The sequence below is a fragment of the Nocardia sp. NPDC057455 genome (genome assembly GCF_042802775.1).
Classification (GTDB): Bacteria; Actinomycetota; Actinomycetes; order Mycobacteriales; family Mycobacteriaceae; genus Nocardia.
The window spans coordinates 35,636-53,625 of record NZ_JBHVDM010000044.1 but is presented as its reverse complement, the minus strand read 5'-3'; the positions used below and the strand labels follow the sequence as shown (position 1 = coordinate 53,625).

General features: G+C 63.0%; 28 protein-coding genes. 25 read left to right on the top strand and 3 right to left on the bottom strand.

Annotation, left to right across the window (positions count from 1 at the left end):
• Nucleotides 1–167: 167 nt before the first annotated feature.
• Entirely contained in the window at nucleotides 168–941 is a 774-nt protein-coding gene (locus ACFU5M_RS19550; RefSeq protein WP_379051007.1) for a hypothetical protein, read from the bottom strand.
• A gap of 55 nt (nucleotides 942–996) precedes the next feature.
• Nucleotides 997–1,302: a helix-turn-helix domain-containing protein gene (locus tag ACFU5M_RS19545; protein ID WP_379051004.1), complete on the bottom strand. Its 306-nt coding sequence runs from the start codon at nucleotides 1,300–1,302 to the stop codon at nucleotides 997–999.
• Between the two features lie 469 nt (nucleotides 1,303–1,771).
• On the opposite strand from ACFU5M_RS19545, the gene ACFU5M_RS19540 reads away from it, so the two are divergent.
• Nucleotides 1,772–2,191, top strand: coding sequence for a hypothetical protein (locus ACFU5M_RS19540; RefSeq protein WP_379051002.1), 420 nt, complete (start codon nucleotides 1,772–1,774; stop codon nucleotides 2,189–2,191).
• Between the two features lie 78 nt (nucleotides 2,192–2,269).
• Here ACFU5M_RS19540 and ACFU5M_RS19535 read toward each other — a convergent pair whose 3' ends face one another.
• Complete coding sequence (locus ACFU5M_RS19535) at nucleotides 2,270–2,677, bottom strand: helix-turn-helix domain-containing protein (RefSeq protein ID WP_379051000.1); 408 nt, start codon at nucleotides 2,675–2,677, stop codon at nucleotides 2,270–2,272.
• A 321-nt stretch (nucleotides 2,678–2,998) separates the two neighbouring features.
• On the opposite strand from ACFU5M_RS19535, the gene ACFU5M_RS19530 reads away from it, so the two are divergent.
• The 24 genes from ACFU5M_RS19530 to ACFU5M_RS19415 all read left to right on the top strand — a co-directional run bounded on the left by ACFU5M_RS19530 (nucleotide 2,999) and on the right by ACFU5M_RS19415 (nucleotide 17,835).
• Complete coding sequence (locus ACFU5M_RS19530; RefSeq protein ID WP_379050998.1) at nucleotides 2,999–4,234, top strand: YqaJ viral recombinase family protein; 1,236 nt, start codon at nucleotides 2,999–3,001, stop codon at nucleotides 4,232–4,234.
• The gene (gene recT / locus ACFU5M_RS19525; RefSeq protein WP_379050995.1) at nucleotides 4,234–5,121 is read left to right on the top strand and encodes a recombination protein RecT; all 888 of its coding nucleotides are present in this window, start codon (nucleotides 4,234–4,236) and stop codon (nucleotides 5,119–5,121) included. Before ACFU5M_RS19530 ends, recT begins: the two co-directional genes overlap by 1 nt.
• 3 nt (nucleotides 5,122–5,124) lie before the next feature.
• Complete coding sequence (locus tag ACFU5M_RS19520) at nucleotides 5,125–5,334, top strand: hypothetical protein (protein ID WP_379050992.1); 210 nt, start codon at nucleotides 5,125–5,127, stop codon at nucleotides 5,332–5,334.
• Complete coding sequence (locus ACFU5M_RS19515; protein ID WP_379050990.1) at nucleotides 5,327–6,025, top strand: exonuclease domain-containing protein; 699 nt, start codon at nucleotides 5,327–5,329, stop codon at nucleotides 6,023–6,025. Before ACFU5M_RS19520 ends, ACFU5M_RS19515 begins: the two co-directional genes overlap by 8 nt.
• Nucleotides 6,022–6,897 (top strand): hypothetical protein, encoded by an 876-nt coding sequence (locus ACFU5M_RS19510; protein WP_379050988.1) that lies wholly within the window; start codon nucleotides 6,022–6,024, stop codon nucleotides 6,895–6,897. The genes ACFU5M_RS19515 and ACFU5M_RS19510 overlap by 4 nt, the downstream gene beginning before the upstream one ends.
• Nucleotides 6,894–7,625, top strand: a complete 732-nt coding sequence (locus ACFU5M_RS19505) for a hypothetical protein (RefSeq protein ID WP_379050987.1) — start codon at nucleotides 6,894–6,896, stop codon at nucleotides 7,623–7,625. The genes ACFU5M_RS19510 and ACFU5M_RS19505 overlap by 4 nt, the downstream gene beginning before the upstream one ends.
• A 175-nt stretch (nucleotides 7,626–7,800) precedes the next feature.
• Nucleotides 7,801–8,982, top strand: coding sequence for an HNH endonuclease (locus ACFU5M_RS19500; RefSeq protein ID WP_379050985.1), 1,182 nt, complete (start codon nucleotides 7,801–7,803; stop codon nucleotides 8,980–8,982).
• Nucleotides 8,982–9,833 (top strand): hypothetical protein, encoded by an 852-nt coding sequence (locus ACFU5M_RS19495; RefSeq protein ID WP_379050982.1) that lies wholly within the window; start codon nucleotides 8,982–8,984, stop codon nucleotides 9,831–9,833. Before ACFU5M_RS19500 ends, ACFU5M_RS19495 begins: the two co-directional genes overlap by 1 nt.
• Nucleotides 9,830–10,420, top strand: coding sequence for a hypothetical protein (locus ACFU5M_RS19490; protein ID WP_379050979.1), 591 nt, complete (start codon nucleotides 9,830–9,832; stop codon nucleotides 10,418–10,420). Before ACFU5M_RS19495 ends, ACFU5M_RS19490 begins: the two co-directional genes overlap by 4 nt.
• Nucleotides 10,417–10,842, top strand: coding sequence for a hypothetical protein (locus ACFU5M_RS19485; RefSeq protein WP_379050975.1), 426 nt, complete (start codon nucleotides 10,417–10,419; stop codon nucleotides 10,840–10,842). The genes ACFU5M_RS19490 and ACFU5M_RS19485 overlap by 4 nt, the downstream gene beginning before the upstream one ends.
• Nucleotides 10,839–11,057, top strand: coding sequence for a hypothetical protein (locus tag ACFU5M_RS19480; RefSeq protein WP_379050973.1), 219 nt, complete (start codon nucleotides 10,839–10,841; stop codon nucleotides 11,055–11,057). Before ACFU5M_RS19485 ends, ACFU5M_RS19480 begins: the two co-directional genes overlap by 4 nt.
• Before the next feature lie 313 nt (nucleotides 11,058–11,370).
• Nucleotides 11,371–12,495: a DNA cytosine methyltransferase gene (locus ACFU5M_RS19475; protein WP_379050971.1), complete on the top strand. Its 1,125-nt coding sequence runs from the start codon at nucleotides 11,371–11,373 to the stop codon at nucleotides 12,493–12,495.
• Nucleotides 12,492–12,653: a hypothetical protein gene (locus ACFU5M_RS19470; protein WP_379050969.1), complete on the top strand. Its 162-nt coding sequence runs from the start codon at nucleotides 12,492–12,494 to the stop codon at nucleotides 12,651–12,653. Before ACFU5M_RS19475 ends, ACFU5M_RS19470 begins: the two co-directional genes overlap by 4 nt.
• A 20-nt stretch (nucleotides 12,654–12,673) precedes the next feature.
• Nucleotides 12,674–12,862 (top strand): hypothetical protein, encoded by a 189-nt coding sequence (locus ACFU5M_RS19465; RefSeq protein ID WP_379050967.1) that lies wholly within the window; start codon nucleotides 12,674–12,676, stop codon nucleotides 12,860–12,862.
• Between the two features lie 58 nt (nucleotides 12,863–12,920).
• Nucleotides 12,921–13,337, top strand: a complete 417-nt coding sequence (locus tag ACFU5M_RS19460; RefSeq protein ID WP_379050965.1) for a hypothetical protein — start codon at nucleotides 12,921–12,923, stop codon at nucleotides 13,335–13,337.
• Nucleotides 13,271–13,837 carry a hypothetical protein gene (locus tag ACFU5M_RS19455; protein ID WP_379050962.1) on the top strand — a complete coding sequence of 189 codons (567 nt, stop codon included), beginning with the start codon at nucleotides 13,271–13,273 and terminating at the stop codon, nucleotides 13,835–13,837. Before ACFU5M_RS19460 ends, ACFU5M_RS19455 begins: the two co-directional genes overlap by 67 nt.
• Nucleotides 13,838–13,841: 4 nt before the next feature.
• The gene (locus ACFU5M_RS19450) at nucleotides 13,842–14,243 is read left to right on the top strand and encodes a hypothetical protein (RefSeq protein WP_379050960.1); all 402 of its coding nucleotides are present in this window, start codon (nucleotides 13,842–13,844) and stop codon (nucleotides 14,241–14,243) included.
• Complete coding sequence (locus ACFU5M_RS19445) at nucleotides 14,240–14,560, top strand: hypothetical protein (protein ID WP_379050958.1); 321 nt, start codon at nucleotides 14,240–14,242, stop codon at nucleotides 14,558–14,560. The genes ACFU5M_RS19450 and ACFU5M_RS19445 overlap by 4 nt, the downstream gene beginning before the upstream one ends.
• Nucleotides 14,557–15,132 (top strand): DUF6221 family protein, encoded by a 576-nt coding sequence (locus ACFU5M_RS19440; RefSeq protein ID WP_379050956.1) that lies wholly within the window; start codon nucleotides 14,557–14,559, stop codon nucleotides 15,130–15,132. Before ACFU5M_RS19445 ends, ACFU5M_RS19440 begins: the two co-directional genes overlap by 4 nt.
• A gap of 235 nt (nucleotides 15,133–15,367) precedes the next feature.
• Nucleotides 15,368–15,646 carry a hypothetical protein gene (locus ACFU5M_RS19435; RefSeq protein WP_379050954.1) on the top strand — a complete coding sequence of 93 codons (279 nt, stop codon included), beginning with the start codon at nucleotides 15,368–15,370 and terminating at the stop codon, nucleotides 15,644–15,646.
• A 265-nt stretch (nucleotides 15,647–15,911) separates the two neighbouring features.
• Complete coding sequence (locus ACFU5M_RS19430; protein WP_379050952.1) at nucleotides 15,912–16,073, top strand: hypothetical protein; 162 nt, start codon at nucleotides 15,912–15,914, stop codon at nucleotides 16,071–16,073.
• Nucleotides 16,066–16,329, top strand: coding sequence for a hypothetical protein (locus ACFU5M_RS19425; protein WP_379050950.1), 264 nt, complete (start codon nucleotides 16,066–16,068; stop codon nucleotides 16,327–16,329). Before ACFU5M_RS19430 ends, ACFU5M_RS19425 begins: the two co-directional genes overlap by 8 nt.
• Nucleotides 16,322–17,458 carry a hypothetical protein gene (locus tag ACFU5M_RS19420; RefSeq protein ID WP_379050948.1) on the top strand — a complete coding sequence of 379 codons (1,137 nt, stop codon included), beginning with the start codon at nucleotides 16,322–16,324 and terminating at the stop codon, nucleotides 17,456–17,458. Before ACFU5M_RS19425 ends, ACFU5M_RS19420 begins: the two co-directional genes overlap by 8 nt.
• Complete coding sequence (locus tag ACFU5M_RS19415) at nucleotides 17,455–17,835, top strand: hypothetical protein (protein ID WP_379050946.1); 381 nt, start codon at nucleotides 17,455–17,457, stop codon at nucleotides 17,833–17,835. Before ACFU5M_RS19420 ends, ACFU5M_RS19415 begins: the two co-directional genes overlap by 4 nt.
• The last annotated feature ends 155 nt before the right edge of the window (nucleotides 17,836–17,990 follow it).

Genomic DNA, 17,990 nt, shown 5'->3' with positions numbered 1-17,990 from the left:
GTGCAGAGATGGCGAAGTCTCGACGGGAGCTTTTGCCCACCTGCGAAAAGGGTGTGAAAAACGCCTTCTGAGCAGCGGGTTTGCCGAGTCTAGAACCCCCTTGAACCCCCCGCTTGCCACCGCGTCCCCCCGCACTTTTCCGCTCAAAGTGACACTCAAAGTTGGACTCAACCCCCCGCTTGCCCCCTGGATTCGGGAGGGTCTGGGACGCCTTCCGGAAGCGCTTGCGGGGACGGCTCCGCGACCCTCCCGGCCAGCCACGAAGCCGCCACCCCGTACAGGCCCGCGAACGCCAAACCACCCAAGATCGGCACGGCGGCAACAGTGATGATGATGCCGTGATGCTCCGCCATCACAGTCGGATCAAGGACCAGCCAGACCCCAGCAAACATCGCGTACACCACTCCGACCGCGCCAGAGGCGACAAGCCCGATATACACGCGCCGATTCGTCCGACGAGCACGCCGCCACACTTTCGCGGTGCCGACGAAGATAAGCAAACATGTTGCCGCGAGGAACAGGAGGAAGGTCCACAGGTAGACCCCGGTCCAGGGGTCTTGAAGCTCGAACTCGTCGTCTACCGGCAACTTCACGGCGTCACCGAAACGTGACGTAACAACCAAACCGGTCGACGTGACAATGTAATAGCAAGTCCATACCAAACGGAAATGCTTCTCGGACAGCACACGCACAAAAATCAACCCGAACAGATAGCAGGCAGCAACCAACAGCAGCGTGTGCACAAGATCAGAAACGTTCTCGCCCACACAGCCCGCGAGCGCCGGATCGATACGCCGGTCACCGAGCATAGCCAGCGACAAGGTATAGGAGGCACCCAAACTGAACAGAGCAAGCGTGAACAGGCGCGACTTCGGCCGTGACCGCCAGATGCTCAACCGGGCGAATGCTACGGCGAACAACAAGATGATCACGGCGAGCACATTTGCACTCTATGACCGGTTTCCGACCTGGTGCGCAATATTTGCTAAACCGAGATCATTCGGTCAAGCCAAGTGCACCGTCCAGTTCGGCAGCCGCACGGTCCTGCCCGAAGGATGGATCTCTCGCCACGCGTTCCTCTGCAACCTTCATGAGCTTCCACGCGTGGGTGCCAAGCACTCTGGCGACACCAAGGAGGTCGTCGGGCTGCCACGCCGTCTTCCCCTGCTCGCGGTCTCGGTACGGGGTCTTCGAGAAGCCGGCTGCGGTCCACACATCTGCCTGGGTCATGCCCAGGTCGGATCTTCGCTCGGCGATGACGCGCGCGAGCGCACGGTTAAGCAGCTGCTCTTGCCGGTCCACACCCAATTACACCCCATGAAGTCGGGGCCGCGCTCAGGCAAGACTCGGTCGTTAAAGATTCTGCAAACTTGTGGCCAACAGACCTTGCGGTACCCGGATTTCGGGTACTAAAGTGCATCTCAGACGAACTAAATGATCACAATCCGTTATATTCCGCGCAAGCCAGGCCCGACGTCGGGGAGGGACAGCCGCCGCGGCACACCTTCCATAGATGAAGCAGGGGCATATGGAAATCGCAGCTCACCGCAGACCGCAGCGGACCAACGAGCACTCACCGCCAGCGCGGACATCTACGACCTAGGTTGACAACCAGCATCGGTACAGCACCCACCGATTCCGGTTTATTCACCTCGGACCACCCGCGCCTCGGCCGAGCCAACGCCCCGAGTGCAAGCGGTCCGCAACCCCCTCTGTTGATCTTGCACGAGGGGATGATCACACCCCGGTATCTCCGTACATAGGAAAAACCATGTCAAAACCCCCCGACCACCAAGTCTTCAAGGTGACGCGTACATCAGACGCGACCATCGCCGAACTTGGCTGCCTTCGGATCATCATGCGCGAACCACAGGGCGCTCCCTCCTATTGGATCGACGCCAACGGAGAGCTATGGAAGGACATCGGTCGCGTGTCTGTCGCCGACACCGGCCTCATCGAGATATGGCCCTACGAGGGAGTCAGCGACGACGACTGCAACGACTTGCGTGGCGCAGGATGCGAGGCCTGGCGTAACGGCCCCTGTGAAACGAACCTCTGGAGCCGCCACGAAGATGGTGAGGGTGGCTACTGGGATTGCTGTCTGAGCGTCGAGGTGAAGATGATTTTGGCCGCGGAGGGCTCGAATCATGAACATGCGCCACTGGTCGCAGACCTCGAACCCGCCGCGTAAGAATCCATACACGAAGGTGGCTGCTCCCCTTGCGAGGGAAGCAGCCACCTTCGTGTGTGCATGAGGAGAGTGCGCTCTCTACGGATTAGGCTTCCGTGCCATGCGCGTGGTGCGCGGCTCGCGGCCCTTCTTGCCGGCCTTCGCCGTGCCGTCGTCATCGTCTTCGTCGACCGAACGTAGCGACGCCACGTCGTCGTGGTCCACTGGTTCGTCGGGGATGCGTTCTTCGAGCCAGGCGAGGACTTCGGACTTCTTGAGGTTTCTGTGCGCGTCGATCGGCGGCGCGGTGACTTTGAGCTGCTCTGGGGTCGCGTATCCGGCTTTGATGAACACTTCGCTGATGGGGCGGCCGAAGTGGTTGACGATGGCGTGGATCGCGTCGATTCGGGGTTGTGAGCCTTTTTCCCAGTGTCCGACGCTACTGGGGGTGAGGCCGAGTGCGTGGGCGAGGGTGCGTTTGTTGAGTGGGGGTTCGTGGATGTTCATCAGGTCCTGGATGTATCGCCACCAGGACGTGGGCGTTTCGGTTGGTGGAGTCAAGGGGGGTTGCCTTCCTGATGTCGCTCCCTACTGGCGGGTAGGTGTGCGTCCAATTTCTTGATGGTATCCCGTGTATGGGCAACGCGAAACAGCTAAGTACACACTAATAAGTGATGTACATCATGGTTTACCAGATCGACGCAGGTCGCAAGTAGTAGCGCGCGGTGGACATGGTATTGCCCGCTAGATGACCGCAGCGCCTTGACCGCGCTGCTTGTCAAGTGAATGTGCGCGCGCTACGATATAGCGTATACAACACACTGCAACGTGAACGAAACGCTGCGCAGCGGCGATCGTCCCGAAAGCAGAAGGCCCGCCCCCACTGCCATGGGGAACGGGCCAAGACCCCACGTCAACGAAAGGAACCGTGGTGTCCAACACCAATCATACGACCCCACGCCACAGCTTCATCGACAAGCTCGTCGCCTACGCGATCTGCCTTCTATTCGGACTCGGCATCGGCGCACTGGCCACCGTCATCGACTGGGGCACAGCACTTCTCGCCTGGAGGATCCGATGACCAAGCTCTACCGGGAACTGCCGCCTACAAGGCACGGCAGCCCTGAATGGCTCGACGCCCGCCTCCAGGGCATCGGCAGTTCGGAAATCTCCGGCCTGCTCGGACTCGTCGACTGGGACTCCGCCTGGTCCATCTGGCTGCGGAAGACCCGCCGCGTCCCCGCCGACCAAGGCCTCGACACCGAAGCCATGTTCTGGGGCCGCGAAATCGAACCCGCCATCCGACGCGTCGCATGCGCACGCCTCAACTTGGAAGCCGAAACCCCCGGCACGCTCCAGTCGATCGAACGCCCCTACATGCTGTATTCGCCCGATGGGCTGCTATCTGACGGCGGCCTGTTGGAGTGCAAGAACACCGCCTGGTTCATGGCTTCGCACTGGGACGATCAAATCCCCGACCACGCCGAATTGCAACTGCACCACGGCATGTACGTCACCGGAGCAACCCACGCATACGCGGCAGGACTGATCGGCGGCAACCGCCTCGAAGTTCAACGCATCGACCGCAACGAACGGCTGATCGAACTCATCCTCGACACCGTCGACCGGTTCTGGCACGACCACGTCGAAGCCGACAAAGAACCACCCATCGGAGGCACATCCGCCGACCGCGAAGCCGTCGAGCGACTGCATCCCTACGTCGGGGGAGACCTGCACGTCACCCGACAGCAGATCGGCAGCCTGCACGCCGAATACCGGGCCGCGCAGGAAGCAGAGACCGCAGCGAAGCGGCGGAAAGACGCCGCCGGCAACCAGATCCGGGCACTCATGGACGGGCACCACCGGTTGTTGGTTGGTGACACCGAATGGGTGAGGTTGAAGGGCTCCCAGTTCCGGACCCGCGTGTTCCGTGAGGCCGAGCCGGACCTGTACGCCCAATACCTCACTCGCGCCGCGCTCGACACCGCCGCTCTGCGCGAAGACCACCCCGATATCTACGACCGCTACCAGTCGAAATCCCTTGACCTGAAAGAGGTGGCCTGATGGCCCGCAACCTTGTAGACCGCATCGAACAGAATGGCACGGCGCCCGCGCAGCAGAAGCCGAAGACCCTGTTCGACGACGTGAAAGGCATGGAGAAGCAGTTCGCGCTCGCCATGCCTCGCGGCGCCGAGGCCGCGCAGCTCGTCCGAGACGCCCTCACTGTGTTGAAGCAGAACCCGAAACTGCTGGAGTGCGACCGAGACAGCGTGTTGGGCGGACTGATGACCTGCGCTCAACTGGGGTTGCGTCCGAGCGTGCTCGGCCACGCATGGCTGCTGCCGTTTTGGGACGGGAAAGCGCGCAGGCAGCGCGCTCAACTGGTGGTTGGCTATCAGGGGCTGGTCGAGTTGGCGCACCGCTCGGGCAAGATCTCGTCGCTGATCGCCCGCACCGTGTACGAAAACGATACCTTCGATGTCGACTACGGACTGGCGGACGCGCTCGTCCACAAGCCAGTCCTTCACGGCGAACGTGGCGACATGATCGCGTTCTACGCCATCGCTAAGTTCACCACTGGCGGTCACGCGTTCATCGTCATGAACTACGACGAGATGATCGCCTACCGCGACAAGCACGCCAAAGCCCGCAACCGCGAAGGCAAGGTGTTCGGGCCATGGATCGACAACTTCGAAGGCATGGCCCACAAGACCTGTGTCCGGCAGCTTGCCAAGTGGATGCCGAAGTCCACCGAATTCGCCCGCGCGATCGAAGCCGACGAAGCCGTCCGCATCGACCTCACCCCAGACGGCATCGACCGCCCCATCCATGTCGATGCCCAGGTGATCGACGTCGAAGCCGCCGACGTCAAGGATGCGCCCGAGGACTACTACGAGGATGTTCCGCCGACTAGTGACGGCGGCATGTTCCCGCCGGATCCGGAGGTGTAACCGATGGCTACGCCGCTGGACGAAGGGGCGTGGCTCGTTTACCCGGTCCAGGGTGACCGGGACGGCGAAGGAGGCGACTGCTACGAGGTCGCCTTCTTCGCGGACAACGAGCTGGAAGCTCTACGCGCCGCAAATCGGCAAAGCAACCTGCGAGCCGTCTACATCAAACCCGGACAAACCATCCTCGAAGCCTCGGAGAAGCAGCGTGACTAGTTGGACAGAGCTGCCCCTTGCAGCCTTCGATCTGGAGACCACTTCCGCGGACCCGTTCACAGCGCGGATCGTGTCGGCGTGTGTCCTCCGAGTCGACGGCGGGGATGTTCGGGCGCGTAACTACATCGCGAACCCCGGTGTCCCCATCCCCGAGGAAGCCACAAAAATCCATGGCTTCACTGACGAATACGTACAGAAGCATGGGCGCCCGCACGACGAGGTCGTCGCCGAGGTTGCAAACGAACTCGCGGCCTGCTGGCGCGTCCAACGCTGCGTAGCCGTCTACAACGGCAGCTTCGACTTCAGCGTGCTCGCCGCCCACGCTCCAGAGTTCGCGGTGACCGGCGCCGTACTCGACGGATTCGTCATCGACAAGCAGTACGACCGCTACCGGAAAGGTTCGGGGCAACGCAAGCTCTCCGCGGTGTGCATCCACTACGGGATGCGCCTTGATGACGCGCATGACGCCGAAGCTGATGCACTCGCCGCAGCCAGGCTGGCATGGAAGCTTCCGCACGTCTATCCACACCTCGCCACACTCACTGCCAGCGAACTCATGACGAAGCAGGCGGAGTGGTACCGCGAAGACGCCTACCGGTTCATCGACTACCTCCGCCGCAACGACCGGCCGTTCGCTGATGTCCGGACCGACTGGCCCATTCAAAGAGCTGAGAAAGCGCAAGCAGCGTGAGCAACAACGACTCGACTACCAAGCCGTTTCAACCTCTCCGCAGCCGAGCCCAGATGCAAGGCGCCCGTGCCAGCACAATCCCCAACCTCGGCCGCTACCGCAGAGAGAAGGTGCGCCAACTCCGCGCCGCCCGCGGTCTCCCCACCTATGTGGATGCCGAACCGATCCGAAAGCACATCCACTACCTGCTCAGCATCGGTTTCACCCTGCATTCGATTGCTTCCGCCGCCGGCGTCGGACTCTCCACTGTCCGGCAGATATCCCTCGGCATGTACGGGGGATCGAAGATCGATGCCGCGAGCCGCATCATGGCTGTAACGCATAAGCCAGTCCCGCGGCAAACGGGGCAGCGGGTACCAGCGATCGGCGTGCGCCGACGCATCCACGCGCTTCAAGCAATCGGGTGGACGCACATCCGAATCGGTGCGGAACTTGGTGTCAGCGCAAGCGCCGTGTCGGCCTACAGCCGCTACGGGAAAGTTCACTACGAGGTGTGGGAAGCAGTCGCCGCCGTGTACGAGCGACTGTCAGGCACACAGGGGGACTCCGCACTGACTATTCACCGGGCGAAAGAGCGGGGCTTCGCCCCGCCGCTCGCATGGGAAGGGCTGGATATCGACCACCCCGACCATCAACCGGACATGGGGGAGGAGATCGGCGCCAAAGCGGTCGACGACGTCCTGTTAGCCCGGATCCTGCGCTGCGAACACAAAGGCGACATCCCGAAAGCCGAACGAACCGCCGCTCTCGATCACGCCGTCGCGAACAACTGGAACCGAACCCAAGTCGCCAAAGCACTCAACCTCAGCATCGACGCCGCAGACCAAGCCCTCGTCCGCCACCGGCGCAAGCTCCGCAAGGAAGCAGCATGACCCGCACGCCCAAAGCGAAGAAGCTCTACGACCTTCGAGTAGGTCGAGGACAAGCAACCACCGTCCCTATCGACCGCGTTCGCAAACGACTCGACGAACTCCACGCACTCGGACTCACCAACCATATGATCGCCCGAGCCGCAGGCGTCACCCCCACATGCCTCAATTTCATCGAACAGCGCAACACTGTCCATACCCGATTCGATGTAGCCGCGCGCATCTTCACCGTCGACCACCGCCCACACCCCAACCAAGGGACCGTGCTCACAATCGGCGCACGTCGCAGAGTGAGAGCGCTCAACGCCATCGGCTGGCCGACCAACGATCTGGCTCACCGCCTCGGGCAACGGGACCGCTGCGTGCTCAACCTTGCCATCGGCAAACCGACAATGACCTACGGGCTGTGGGCGCGGATCCAGGACCTTTACAACGAGCTGTCCGGCACGCCAGGACCCAGCTCCCGCAGCATCCTCGTCGCCAAAAGAAGCGGCCACGTCCCACCCCTCGCCTGGGACGGAATCGACATCGACGACCCCCGCGCACAACCGGACTGGGCCGCAGCAGGCATCAAACTCACCGAGCGACCCGTCTGCGTCAACAACCACCCGTACACGCCGGCGAACACCTTCCGCGACAACCGCGGCAACAGGCAATGCCGCACCTGCCATCGCGCAGCAACCGAGCGGCAGCGGGTCAAACGCGGCAGCCGGAGCAAGAGCGCCGCATGATGTAGCGTTAAGTAGACGCGATAGCGTAAAGTGAACGCTACAGCGATCTTGACCTAGAACGCAGTTCGGGCACCCGCTGCCAGAGGGTGCCCGAACAAAGTCTCACGCATTGCAGTGCGTGACGCCGACAAGCAAAGCGCTTGCGGCATACGGCCCGTTGGAGGGGCCATACACCATGAGTCTATCACGACGACTGCGGTTCGAGATACTTCGCCGAGACGGGAATACGTGCCGCTACTGCGGTGCCAGCGCCCCGGACGTCGAAATCACCGTCGACCACGTTGTGCCCGTCGCACTCGGCGGGAGCGACGAACCATCGAACCTCGTTGCGGCGTGTGCCGATTGTAATGGCGGCAAGAGTTCCATCGCGCCCGATAGCGCACTCGTTGCCGAGGTATCGACAGATGCGCTGCGCTGGAAAGACGCAATGCGACAGGCCGCAGAGGAACGCGAAGCGGAGTACATCAGCCAGAAGGCCACGCTGAACCAGTTCCGAAAGCTCTGGGAATCCCACGACTTCGGCGGTCGCCCCCTCGGCCTCCCTGCTGGCTTCGGCAACTCGGTGAACAACTTCCTTGCGGCTGGGTTGACCTTTTCCGACTTTGACGAACTCATCGATGTCGCTATGGGGATGCAAGTTGTCCGCGGTGCCGAAGCGAAGTGGAAGTACTTCTGCAAGTGCTGCTGGAATCGGATCCGGCAAGCGCAGGAGCGGGCTCGCGAGCTTGCGGGAGAAGCCGAGCAGGCATGCCGCGAAGTTCGGATCGAGGTTCACCAGGATTCCACTGCTTGGAACCGCGGCGACATCCTCGAAGTGCTTGGCGTGGCAGCCCAGTATGGGGTTATCGAGGTCAACGAAGGCGCCATCTCCGAATGGCTCACAGCGGCGCACGAAGGACAGTGGGTGAGGCAGGACGGAGTGCCCGCAGTGAAACTGGTGCGCAGCTTAGTCGAAGCTCGCTGCGTCGACACGAGCGGTACTCGCGCCCCCCTGTCCTCGGAAGCAATCACGGAAACCTTCAACAGGGTGCGTGCACAGGCACGCCTCAGGCGAGAGTTCGCCCAACATCTATCGGCGAACTCCCCGGTTTCTGAAGAGTCGGTGATCCTCGTCCTTCAGATCGTTAGTTTTGGTGATCTCGGCGGCGATATGTACTTCGGCGACGGATCTGATGACGACTTCGTCGCCAACATGACCCGAGCGATACAGACATCGGGCCTCGACTTCAGGGCGTCATTCCATTTCATCTACAGCTGGCTCCACGAGCAGATGCCCGAGATTGTCACAGTCAGCTCTCTCCCAAAGTTCGCGCGTGAGTACCTCGAATGCGCCGAACAGATCGAGGCAGGCCAATAATGCGCATCCGCAGTATCAAACCCGAGTTTTGGCGGTCCGATGACATCGACGCGCTGGACTGGCATCACAGGCTTGTGTTCATCGGGCTGTGGTCCTACGTCGATGACAACGGTGTCGGGCTCGACAAGCTCGCCGCAATCTGCGCAGACCTGTTCGCCGCAGACCTGGAGCGGGACCCTCGCGAGACATTCGCGAGGGTTTCCGAAGCCATCCAGACGTTCTCCGAAACCGGCCTGATTCAGCGCTACACGGTGGACGGCAAGGCGTACTTTTACGTCACCGGCTGGCCGAAGCATCAGCGCGTTGACAAGCCGAACAAGGCCAGATACCCGCTGCCTACCAGTGAAAATGCAGTCATTCGCGAGTCTGTCGCGACACCCTCGCGAGACTCTTACGTGACCCCCGCGCCTGGAACAGGGGAACAGGGGAACAGGGGAACAGAAGGAGAGAGCGAGACGCGCGCGCGCGACGCCGCCGTCCGCGACGACCACCCGATCCCTGAAGACTGGCATCCCAACGACGTCCACCGGGCGAAGGCAATCAGAGGAACCCTCGACCTCGACTTCGAAGCCGACCAGTTCCGCAACCACGCCCTCTCCCACGGGCGCACCGCAGTCAACTGGGATGCCGCGTTCCACACCTGGCTGGGTAAAGCGAAGCCGCGCAACGTCACCGCCATCACCAGCAGTCAGCCCGCCCCTCGTGAAGCCGCGTCCGACCGCAAACGGCGTGAACAGCACGCCGTCTTCGAACAGCTCCGCGCCGAGGCGGCCGCCAAGCAACGCGCCACCCTCCAGCCGCCCCTGGTGCAAATCATCGACGCCGACCCCGAATGGAGCGCCACGGCATGACCACCCCGACCACCTACTACCTCGAAGCCGCCGGCGCCGTCCTCGACAACCTCCAAGCCCACGACTTGTGGTTCCCGAAGGCAGGTCCGGCTGCCGCAGCAGCATGGGCTGCCCACTTCGAGGCGTCCGGCCTGTCCGCGGAAGACCTCGTCGCCGGCGTGAATCACGCCCGCGCCCACCACATCAAGGTCGCTCAGGCGCGTGCCGAAGCGCGGTCCGAACCGGTTGAGCAGTTCCGGCCGACCCCGGACGCGATCGTCAGCCACGCTCACGCCGCGCGCCGCGACGTGCTGGCGAGCCTGCCGAAAGAGCGTGTCACGGAGATGGAGATGGCGAACCACATTCTCCAGGAGATGGGTTTCACGCCGCAGAAAGCGCACCGCCTGTCGCGCGACATCGCGCTGGCGGTCGCGTTGAAGCGACCCGCCCAGCACGACTTGACAGCTGCGGAGTTGGAGGAGTTCAAGGGTCGGGTTGCCGCAGCGAAGCAGGCTGCGATCAGTCACGTCGACCGGCGCCGCGAGATTGCCGCAACCATCAAGCTCTCCAACCTGTTCGGGATCGAGTCGAAGCGAGCCGCATCGTGAACCGCGCCGACACCACCCAGGTCCTCGAACTCGTCGCCGGATACGACTGCCGGGAAATCACCGCCGACCTCATCAGCGAATGGCACACCGTGATCGGACATCTCGATCGCGCCGTCGCCGAGGAAGCCGTCCACATCCACCACAAGACCGCTGGGTTCCGCGTCACGCCCGCAGCTGTCCTCGATGTCGCCGCGCAGATCCACGAGCGCAAGCCCGGTCGTCAGCAGCCGATGCGGCGGGCACGGATGGGCGCCTACAACGCGACAGGCGCACTGAACTACGCGTGCGAACGCTGCGGTGCGCAGGCGGGTGAGACGTGCACGAACAAGGACGGGCAAGAGACCGCGGCGCCGTGCATCACGCGGTTGCTCGGTCGGTCTGTGCGTGAAGTCAGTGCACGCGACAGGCGGGCGGCGGCATGAAACGCAAAGGTGTGGGCGGTCCACCACCCAACGACGCCAAGACCATCACCGGTGTCGTCGAAGCGTATGCGCGGCACTGGCCGCACCTGAAACCGCCGATGTTTCGTGCCGCGGACGTGTTGCCGATGTTGCAGGGCGATGACCGAGCGTATGCGGCGGCTTGCGTGCTTCTCGACGCTGGTCGGGTGCATTACGAGGAAGGGGAGGGGCCGTGAGCGATGTGGTTCTAAAACAAAACTGCGTACACCGGACGCAGTTTCCGCCGACCGTCCCTGTAAGCCTAACCCCTTTGCGTTCACCCCCGGATGCTCGTTCCTGCCGTCTAGATCGAACGCAGAGCTGCGAACACCGGAACTTGGACACAACGTACGAGCCCCGCCCAAAAATGGGCGTGGAGAAGGAAATCGAGTTGAGCATGTACCCCTGCCCGGATGGTTGCGGCAAGACGATTACCAAGTGGACTCAAGCGTGCCATCCGGTGGCGCCGTGGGACACCCGCGGGCTTCCTCCGCGAACGATGGTCGAACGTTGCTCGAACACGCGACACAGGCATCTGTGTGCCTATCGCGACGACGATCCGAATCGGTGCCCGACTTGCCACACCGGTCGCCGCTGCGACTGCGCGGCTGCGGACGTGCGTCGCTGGATGCGCTCGGGGGTGGACTGGTGACTTTGACCGTGACGGATTTGTTCGCCGGCGGTGGCGGCTCCTCGGAGGGGTTGCGGCAGGCCGGTTTCGACATCCGAATCAGCACGAACCATTGGCCGGTTTCGGTGGCGACCCATCAGCTCAACCATCCCGAGACGGAGCATCGGACCGCGGATTTGACGAATACGAACTTCGGCAGTTATCCGCGGACGGACATTCTGTGGGCGTCGCCGTCGTGCGTGAAGCATTCCTCGGCGTCGAAGTCGAAGCAGGGCAGTGCCGAAGATGAGCTGAAGCGTGACACACCGGACAAGGTTGATCGTGCGACGGCGTTCGCTGTCCTTGCTGCTACGGAAATCCACGCCTACGAAGCCGTGATCATGGAAAACGTGCCGCAGTTTCTGCGGTGGGTGCTGTTCCCGGTGCTGTTGCAGGGCATGCGGCTGCTCGGGTTGAAGGAACAGATCGTCGTCCTCGATGCCGCGGATGTGGGTCCGGTCCCGGTTGCGCAGGAGCGGAAGCGGGTGTTCATCGTGTTCACCCGCGGTGGTGACGTGGATTTGTCGTTGCCGCCTGTGTCGCGGACGCCGGCGAGCGCGATTTTGGATCCCGGTGAGGGGTTGGGGGAGTTGGTGTCGCGGCGCTTGTATGTGTCCCCGCAGATCGACACCATCCGTGACCTGAACATTCCGCATTTGGTGACGTACCGGAAGAACGCTAAAGCTCGTCGAGCTGACCGGTCGCAGTTGCAGACGATCACCGCGGGCGGCCGGCATCACGCGGTTGCGACGGTGACTGGGGAGGGTGTTCGGCATCGCTGGTTGACGACACGTGAATTGGCGCGGGCGCAGGGCTTTCCGGACGGCTACGGGTTCATCGGATCCGATGCGGATGTTCGTCGGCAGATCGGGAACGCCGTCCCGGTGAATGCGGCCCGGTTCCTGGGGGAGCGGGTCGCGCAGGCGTTGGGCGAGTCGGCGCCGGATTTGGCGGTGGCGGCGTGACTCCCGTGCAGAGCGCTTTGTTGTGTTTGTTGCTGCCTGCGGCGTTCGTCGTGTTGGCGTGCGTGGTTCGGCATCCGGACGTGAAGTTCGTACTGCTGGTGATGTCGGCGGGTGCGCTGGTGGCGTGCCTCTTGAACTTGATCGAGGTGGCGGTGTGAGTCGGGTTTGGGAGCGGTGGGTGCGCATGCTGCGTGCCGGAGTCGTGGCACTCATAGCGGTGACGTTGCCGATCATGACGTTCGTGGCTGTGCCTTGGGCGGTGGTGCGAGTCGTTGCCGATGTAGGCCCGTGGTCGCTGGTGGTGACCGTGCCGCTGGTTCTGTTGCTGTGGACCGTCGCGGTTGAGGCGGTCCGTTCATGTCTCTGACTGTTGTGCAGGTATCCGACTATGCGCATCCGGTGATGGATGCGAGAAGGGGTGAACGGTGAACGCAGAAGAGATCCGCACCGAGGCGATCGGGCGGATAGCGGCTGCAATTCGCGCCGAGCATTGGTGCACCGACTTGGCCGATGCGTTCGGAGGCTATGAGTGCTGTTGCGGCGAATCCTGGGGCTATCCCACGTTCGATGGTTGCCAGACTCGCCATAACGCGGCACGAACGGCTGAGCGCTATGTCGACGCGCTCGGCGACATGTTACCGACCGAGGAACGCTGGAAGGCGTTCGGTGCGTTCGGTGATGCGCCGGGCTGGTGGCCGGATCGGGACTCGGCGTCGGCGTCGTGGGATCGGCTGCAAGTGAGGGCCGCCGACAGGTGTGGTGCCAGTGGAGAGCCGTGGGTTTACGAGAAGCCCGTATTGAAGCGGCAGTACGTGACCGATTGGAAGGAACCCAAGAAATGACCGTGCAGACGGTGTCGACGTTCGACGAATGGGCGAACTATGCGGCACAAACAGACGAGCCGCGGGCGCAAGCGGTCGGGGAACTAGCCGACCAGATCCGGGGCAGGTTCGGCGCGAACAAGCATGTGCCTGTGTGGCTGTCGGAAGAGGTCGAATCGTATTCGCGTGGCTGCGACTGCTGTAGCGACGAGATCGACGCGTACACGGTGATCGAGTGCGGTGAAGATGAGGCGCGCATCCGATGTGGTTGGGATGACGGAGAACAGAACTTCGTGGACTGGCTGGAGGAACCGCGTCGCCAAGCCGAGCGGGAAGCCGCGAAGCGCGCGAAAGCCGAGCAGCAGAAGGTGAACGCTGCCGCGTTCCAAACGCATGTGGTGCAGCCGATCACCGACGCCATGCAGCAGGCCGAAGCCGACGGCTACGCGAGCGCCGGTGAATGGCACGACAACGTGATGGACCGGCTCGGGATAGGAGGCGTCAGGTATGGGCGGGAATGAAGCGGTGAACACCAAACAGTTCCACATCGGCGACATCCTGAGCGTCACTACTGGCGTCCTGGTGTCCCCGCGTCACATCGGCGGCGTGTACGACATTCTCCAGTGGATGACCGGCGACGTGCTGTGGACCCACCAGTTGCCGCGCGCCTGCGAGGAGTGCGCACCCGCACTGGGGGAGCAGTTCCCCGAGCTGGCCGCCGTCGAGGTGCCCGAGGGCTTGAACTCCGAGGATGAGGTGCTGGACTGGCTGGCTGGGCTCGCGCAGCAGCACGGCGAGACGCGGCAGGTCGCGCCGCTGCCGAAGGAGGATCACACCTCGATCGACCCGATTACGGAGTTGAGAATGATGCGGCCCGACATGCAGATCGTGCCAGTCATTGCGGACGACGCGGGTGATGCGGCGTGACCAAGGAAGCGTTGAAGGCGAAGCTGTGGGCCGCGATCGACGAACTGGATGACGACGACGGGTTCGTGCTCGTCGCTACGTCGGATGAAATCCAGTTCACGCGGTTGAAGGCGGACGCAGGCTACGACCATGAGGGCCTGCTTTACCTGGATCCCCTGGTGGAGGCGGAGACACGGAAGGAAGTGCAGCGGTTGGGACGTCTTCGTGACGAGCTGTTCAAGACGTGCACAAGGCTGGATCAGGAGATCACAACCAAGCAGGCGCGGCTGGATGACATCAACGCGGCACTCACACGGGCACTCGGGAGGGAAGCGTGAGCGCGAATGACGCGTTGGCTCGTCTCCGGGCTGGACTCGCCGAGGACGAGCGGATAGCGCGCGCGGCAGCAGGCGTGACCTGGGTGGTCGACGTTCCGCCAGCGATACACGTCTCGTCCCACGAGATCGCGGAGGACAGGCACGCGCTCGGTCGCCTCGGCTATGTGGGGACCATCGAGCGAGACGCCGATCGGGAACATGCCGCCCGCCAATCCCCGAAGGCCACCCTGGACCGGGTGGAGGCGATACGGAAGGTGATCGCCGAGCACGCGGACGACGAAGGCTACTGCACGCGATGCTGGGACGGCGACACGGTCGCGCCTGCCGCGATGCCGTGGCCGTGTCCGACGGTCCGCGCCCTGGCCTCCATCTACGCCGGGGGCGGGTGCGAACATCCCGCCTTCGCCCTGGACGACCGCTCACCCATCGGCGACTTCGAGGCGTTCACCTACCGGTGCACATTCTGCGAGGGCATGGCCATCATCAACCGGGTTGCTGGGGATGAGCCGACGGAAGATGAGGTCCGGCGGGCGTTTCGCGCCGAGCCCACCGAGACAGGAGAACCGCAGTGAGGGTTCGCCTGCGCCGTATCTGTCCGTGGACGAACGAGCCGTACCCGCGGGAACTCGACACCCGCGAGCTGCGGCCGATATGGGATCGACGCATGACACCGATAACGGAACTGCTGTCGGATGTGTTAGAAGACGCGGACCTGACGATCACAGTTCGGCCGTACGTGCTGTGAACGCGGTACCGACTCAATGCTGGTGCGGACGACCCATCCACAACGACCTGTTGGACGGCTGCGTGGGAGACGGGTTCCTGCGCGCCATGTTCGGGCCGCCGTCGCTGAACGCGCTCGTCTTCTCGGCCGTCCTGATGTACGGCGATCTATTCGCCGCAGCGACGGATGGTGACGAGCAGGCGTTGGCCTTCATCGCCGAGCACCCTGTCCCCGGCCCGGACATCGAGACGGACAAGGCGATGCTGCGAATGGCCGGTATGGACGTCACCGACGACGATATCCGGTCGCTGCGTGACTGGTATTGGCCCGACCGAGAACGCTGGCCGCTCGGCGCCGACTGAAATTCTCTGTTTGACTCGCGCGAGACAATAGACGTATGAGCGCGAATCGCAATTCATGCGCGACGAACAGTAGCCACACTCCCGCCGAATTCGGCTGGCTCGCGTGCACAACCCTCACCGGAATGCCATGCACGATCGCCCGGTGCCGCGACTGCAAGGAATGGCTTTGGTCGGACCGGTTGACGATCGCGCTCGAAGAGGACTTCCGGCATGTCGTGCGCTGGTACAACCTTCGTCTCCGCCGGGTTATCCGAAAGGAAACCCGATGACTGACGACGAAATCGACAACGAGATAGAAGCATGGCACAACGGTGCCGGTTACGGGTTGCCGCTCTATGAGTACCTCGGATGGACGTGGAACGAGTACAAGGCGTGGGTCGAAAACCCTAACGCGGTCCCCGAACGAACGAGAGCGAAGAATGCCTGACCGCCGCCTGACCAACGACCGCCTGCAATACATCCTCTACGACGAGTACACCGCATTCGACCAGGTGCACCGACAGTTGGCCGACGAACTCGTTCAACTACGACGACTCGTCGCCGATTTCGTCGATCCCGATGACTGCTGGTTCGACCATCACGGCGGCTGCCAAGCCCACGGCTACCTCTCGCTCGAACCCGGCGAGATATGCCCGCATGAGGAAGCAAAACAGTATCTCGCGGAAGTGAACGCCGATGCCTGACCGCGACATTGTTGCTGAAATCGCCCAGCTCGTAGACACGCAACTCGCGAACTACGGCAACCGGTCCGGCTACGACTTCAACGTCAACCAAGATCGCTGCCGACACTGCCACGGCGAATGGCACGGCCTGAAAATCACCCAACGCATGCGAGACATGCGCCGCCGTGGCGTGTACGACGAGGAATACCGGTACGCCGACGATGATTCGACCGTCCTGTGCCCAGGGTCGGCGTACGAAGGGGAATTCGAGCGGCCAGCGTCGCCGGTCCAGCTCGCAGCGTTAGCGGGCATCCCCTCACAGGCTTGGCACAGCGGCGGCAGAATCTCCAGCAGTCGGGGCGGAGGTGGGCCTGCACCGTCCCCGATCGTCGACATGGAGACGGTCGACCGGCTGCGGAACATGCGCCTCACCGCCACCGTTGCGCGCGAACTTGTGGGCAGGCCGGCTGTTGAGAGCGAACTGTTCCACCGCTTCGAACACGCAGCATCCCAGCACTTCCCTGGTGTGCGCATCCACCACACCGACCTGATGCTAGATCAGCAGCCGGACTCGCCGACCTACATGATGCTGGTGGACGTGATGTGGCGGCCCCGGTCGAACGAGGTCGAGTTCCTGGGCGGGCCACGGCACGGCGAAACGCAGACTGGCGTGGACGTGGAGCGGTGCCGTGAGATGCATGCTTTCGCACCGGTCACGGTGACGCGATACCGAGATTTCGATCCCGCCGCGCCGATCCAAGACAACATCGTCCGCTACAGGCGATTCGGCTGGAACACCGCAACCCGACGTTGGGTGTACAGCACCGACAGTAACTGGCGCCCAGAATGCCGGTACTGCCGATATGAGCGTGTGCACGACCTGTCCGACAAGTACTGCCAAGGCTGCATGCGGGACCTGATCATCGCCGACGACCAGCGCGACGGCGAGCACTACGCGCGCACGCACGGGATCCGACGGCCGATCGTTGCCACCGACGACAGCTACCTCCGCGGCATGGACCTGGAGATGTTCCGAGTGCATGTCGTCAACTGGCCGCGCGACGCCACTCAACTACTTCTCCGGCAGATGGCCGAACGCGCTGGCCGCCCCCTCGAATCGTTCTACGCCAACATGGAGCAAGCAGCATGACCAGGACTGTTTCGACCATCCCCGAATGGGACGCGTTCATCCACGACGCTGACGCACACGGTGTCACCGCCGTAGCGGGCGGCCCAATCGCGGACCTGCTGCGCTACTGGCTGTGCGTCGACGACGCAGCGACCATCGAACTCGTCGCAGCACCGAACGTCAGGGACTCGGACGCCGGCGTGTACTCGCTCGACGTGAAAACCGGTGAGCGGCATGTCAACTTGAGCGGTCTCGCCCCGTACACGTGGGCCGAGCTGATGGGCGCCGGTTTGTTCGCCGGACAGCACCCGTACCAGCACGACATGCCGGACGAGGTGCGGGAGAGAAGCCGCGAACTGCTGTACGCCGTCGCTGATACATGGGAGCGGGCCGCGTGAGCCGTTGGTCCGTGCATTTCTGCCCCCTCGATCCGCACTGCCGCAAGTTCGATGCACCAGCCCTGCTGACTATCGGCACACCGTGGGGATCGCTCTGCATCGCCCTCACATGGGGCGCGCGTACACAACTGTGGCTGCCGTGGAAGACACGCGGC